The 3,453-nt window shown below is 67.2% G+C and carries 3 protein-coding genes; 1 reads left to right on the top strand and 2 read right to left on the bottom strand.

The genetic code is table 11. The features are described 5' to 3' along the window. Positions 1–378, bottom strand: a 378-nt coding sequence (locus tag ACWKY3_RS05965) for a twin-arginine translocation signal domain-containing protein (RefSeq protein ID WP_449315512.1), incomplete at its 3' end; no start/stop codon positions are given. Between the two features lie 264 nt (positions 379–642). On the opposite strand from ACWKY3_RS05965, the gene ACWKY3_RS05960 reads away from it, so the two are divergent. Beyond that, positions 643–2,148, top strand: a complete 1,506-nt coding sequence (locus tag ACWKY3_RS05960; RefSeq protein WP_449315513.1) for a helix-turn-helix transcriptional regulator — start codon at positions 643–645, stop codon at positions 2,146–2,148. Between the two features lie 443 nt (positions 2,149–2,591). Here ACWKY3_RS05960 and ACWKY3_RS05955 read toward each other — a convergent pair. Further along, positions 2,592–3,453, bottom strand: an 862-nt coding sequence (locus ACWKY3_RS05955) for a dimethyl sulfoxide reductase anchor subunit family protein (RefSeq protein WP_449315511.1), incomplete at its 5' end; no start/stop codon positions are given.

Here is a 3,453-nt window from a genome sequence, read left to right as displayed (position 1 = left end):
GTCCCAGCTGATGCGCACCCAGCCCGGGTCGGAATCGCCCTTGGGGTTCGTGCGCTTCATGGGGTAGCGCAGGCGGTCGGGGTGATACGCCGCCTGGATGGACGACTGAGATTTGGAGCAGCAGTTGCCGTTCGACTGCTTGGCGCTCTCGTCGCCCTCCACCTTCACAGCCCGTCCGTTCTCCACGGTCACCCACACGCCGCACTCCATCTTGCCGCAGCCGCGGCATGTCGTGCGCACCCTCTTGACGTCCTGGGCGCTCGCGTCGCTCGTCTCCGCCAGCGCTTTGGAGCCGGCCGCGCCCGTCGAGAGCGCCACGGCCGCCGCAGTCGCCGCTGCAAGCTGAACGAAGCTTCGACGGGTAATGCTCATGCCCATCGATCGTCCTCCTTAGATTGCCCAACATGACCGACGCCTTCCCGTCGCCTAGGTTCGAAGGGGCGGCGTCGCTTTCGCATGGTACGGGCAGCCCGGCCCAAACGTTGTCAACCGAGTTTTATGATTCGCGAATTCCTGTCCACCGTTTTTTATGATTTTCGGCAAAGGTCTGCGTTTCCGCAGGTGAAACGGATGCAACATCAAAACGGCCCCGGAGGCTTCGTGGTACACTGGCACGCGGGGAAGCAGGCGCGCTTGAGAGGGGTGCTGTTTGCGATGGGATCGTTTTTCAGACAGGACGAGATAGACCGGCAGGCGTCGGTGCTCTACGGGTTCGCGCTCTACTCCGTGTGGACGTTCGTGGCGCTGCACGACGTGCTGCGCTTCGCTGCCAACGCCGAGAAGACCACGCCGTCGCTGTTCTTCTCCATTTGCACGCCGCTTGCGCTCGCCGGATGCATGCTCCTGGTCGGGCTGAACTGGAAGCGCGGCGCCGCCGTCCTCTCGCGGCCGGTTTCCACCGGTCTTTTGTCGGCGGCGGCCTTGGTAGGCTCGTTCATGATGGTGCTCCTTGATCGCGAGAGCGTCGTCCGCAGCATCGGCTCCATCGGGGCCCAGGTATGCTTCGAACTGCTGCTTTTAGTATGGTTCAAAACGTTCGCGAACTTCGATCTGGAGATCATCGTCAAGAAGATCCCGGGCATCCTGGCCCTGATGGGAGCCGTGTGCGGGATTCTGCTGCTCGTTCCGTCCGAAGCGCAGATGGTGTTGCTGGCAACCCTGCCTTTGGGCCAGGCAGCGTTCCTCATCGCGGCGGAGGTGAAGGTTGATCCCGCGCCGGAGTCCACGCGATCGGCCGACCGGCGGGTTCTGGAGAAGGTCATCGGCGGCGCGCTCGCGTTCTGCGCGCTCGTCGGCCTGCTGCTCTCGTTCGCACGCTTCAACAGCCGCGACCACCTGCCCACGCTGTTCTACTACTTCTTCCTGCTTGAAGTGGGCTTCATCTTGTTCGGCGCGTCCTGCTTCATCGCCGCGTCGAGCTACCGCAACCGGCGCGTGTACGCCAACACGTTCTCCGCGCGTCCCATGGTGTCTATCGCGCTGTGCGCGCTCGTGCTTGCGGGCACGCCGTTCGCCTTCAATGCGGAGCGCGTGTACAGCTGCATTGGGCTTGGGGGCTTCAACATCGCGTTCATTGTGTTGTTTCTGCTGATGGGAAAGCATTTTTCGTGCTCGTCCGTCCACCTGTTCGCGCTCGGGCGCGCCGCGTACTCGGCCATGGCGGCCGTTGGGAACTTCGCCGTGCTGAAGCTGATCGACATCGAAAGCCCGCAAGGGGTCGATGTTGCCACGTTCATCCTCATCTTCTGCTGCCAGGCCCTTGTGGCCATCTGCTTCACGGCGTTTTGGATGGTTCGCCACAGCGCGGGCGTCGAGGATCAGGAGGGCGCGACGCACGCCGAGATGCCCGCGCTCGCAGGGACCGCCGACCCCGACCCCGACGCCGGCGGGCAGGAGGAGCCGGACCGCGATCGCCCGTCAGCCATCTCCCTGCTTGCGCGCCGCTACAGGCTGTCGGAGCGGGAGACCGAGGTGGCGGCGCTGTTCATCAAGGGCCGCAGCGTGAAGCGAACCTCCGAGGAGCTGTTTTTGTCCACCGGCACCGTGAACACCTACCTGCGGCGCATCTACCAGAAGATGGACATCCACACCCGCCAGGAGCTGCTGGATTTGTTCGATGCGGAAAAGGAGCAGGCCAGGGGGCGCTGAGGCGCCCGGGGCGTGCGGACCCGCCGGAGAGGCGGGGCTTCGCCCGCAGGTTGGTCACAAACTGCGCCCTGTGGCACGCACGGGGCCGGTTTCGCGCCCTCCGCGCCCCTCGCGCCCGGAGAAACCCCAGGTCGCGGGAAACGCGCAGCCCGCGTCGGTGGCGGCTCGGCGGGAAGGCCGCGGACCGGGCGCGCGGGGCGGAGAGCGTCGTGACACAGTTCGTGACACAGAGCGTCGTGACACAGTTCGTGACACAGGACGGGGATAACGTCACGCTCTGCGTGACACAGGACGGGGATAACGTCACGCTCTGCCAGGCGCCCAGGGGGAGAACGCTTCACGCGAAGCGTCCGGGACGCGCCGCCGCCGTTGCGCCCGCCTCGCGCGAGGCGCCCGGGGAGGGGGAAGGGAGCCCCTCCCCCGCATCCGCAGGAGGATGGGCGCTAGTAGAACATGAACACGGAAAGACCCAGCTCGTAGAAGGCGACGCGGAGCGCGACGGCGCCTGCGAGGGCGCAGGCCACGGCGACCGTCCCCCAGAGCCTCCAGTCGCCGGTCTTGCGGCCCATGAGGGCGGCGGCCAGCGGTAGGGCGCCGCCGACGAGGACCGCGCCCGCCCAGAGGAGCGGCGCCTGAGCCGCAACCACGCTGGCCGCGTCGGCCATGCCGGCGGTGGGGCGCGTGGGGTCGAAGTAGAACCCGACCTCGGCGAAGGCGCCCGCGCTCGCCTGCAGGGAGATGGCGAAGGCCACGGCGGCCGCGGCCGCGAGGGCGGTGCCGGCGAGGGCCGGCGGGCCGACGGGCGCAACATCGTCGCCTGCGAGCGCCATGACGAGGGCCATGGTGCACGGCCCCAGCGCGCAGGCGTTGCCGAGGACGTAGAGGACCCAGAGCACCGAGTCCCACGCGGGGCGGGCGGCCATCATGTAGGAGTGCGCCATGACCACCACGAGGATGACGCACACGGCGACGGACAGCCAGCACAGCCACTTCGGCACGGTGGCGCCGTCCTCGGAGCGGCGCATCGCCACCAGGTAGGCCACGGCCACTACTGCGAGCACCACGATCGCTATCAGCTCCTGGGTGATCCCGCTCGTGATGTGCCCGAAGCCGTTGAAGATCCTCTCCCAGTGCTCCAGGTGGAAGAACACCGCCACCCCGCCGGCGGCCAGAAGAACCGCCGACGCGATCCAAGCCGGAACCTGCGCCTTCTTCGCGTGCCCGCCGGCCGCCAAGAGCGCCTGCGTCCCGAACAGCCCCGCCGACCACGCAACCAGCGTGGTGAACAGGATCAAAGGCCATTGC

It is taken from the genome of Rubneribacter sp. (assembly GCF_965361815.1).
Note: the sequence above shows the minus strand (reverse complement) of the source record. Positions and strands in the feature narration are given on the sequence as shown.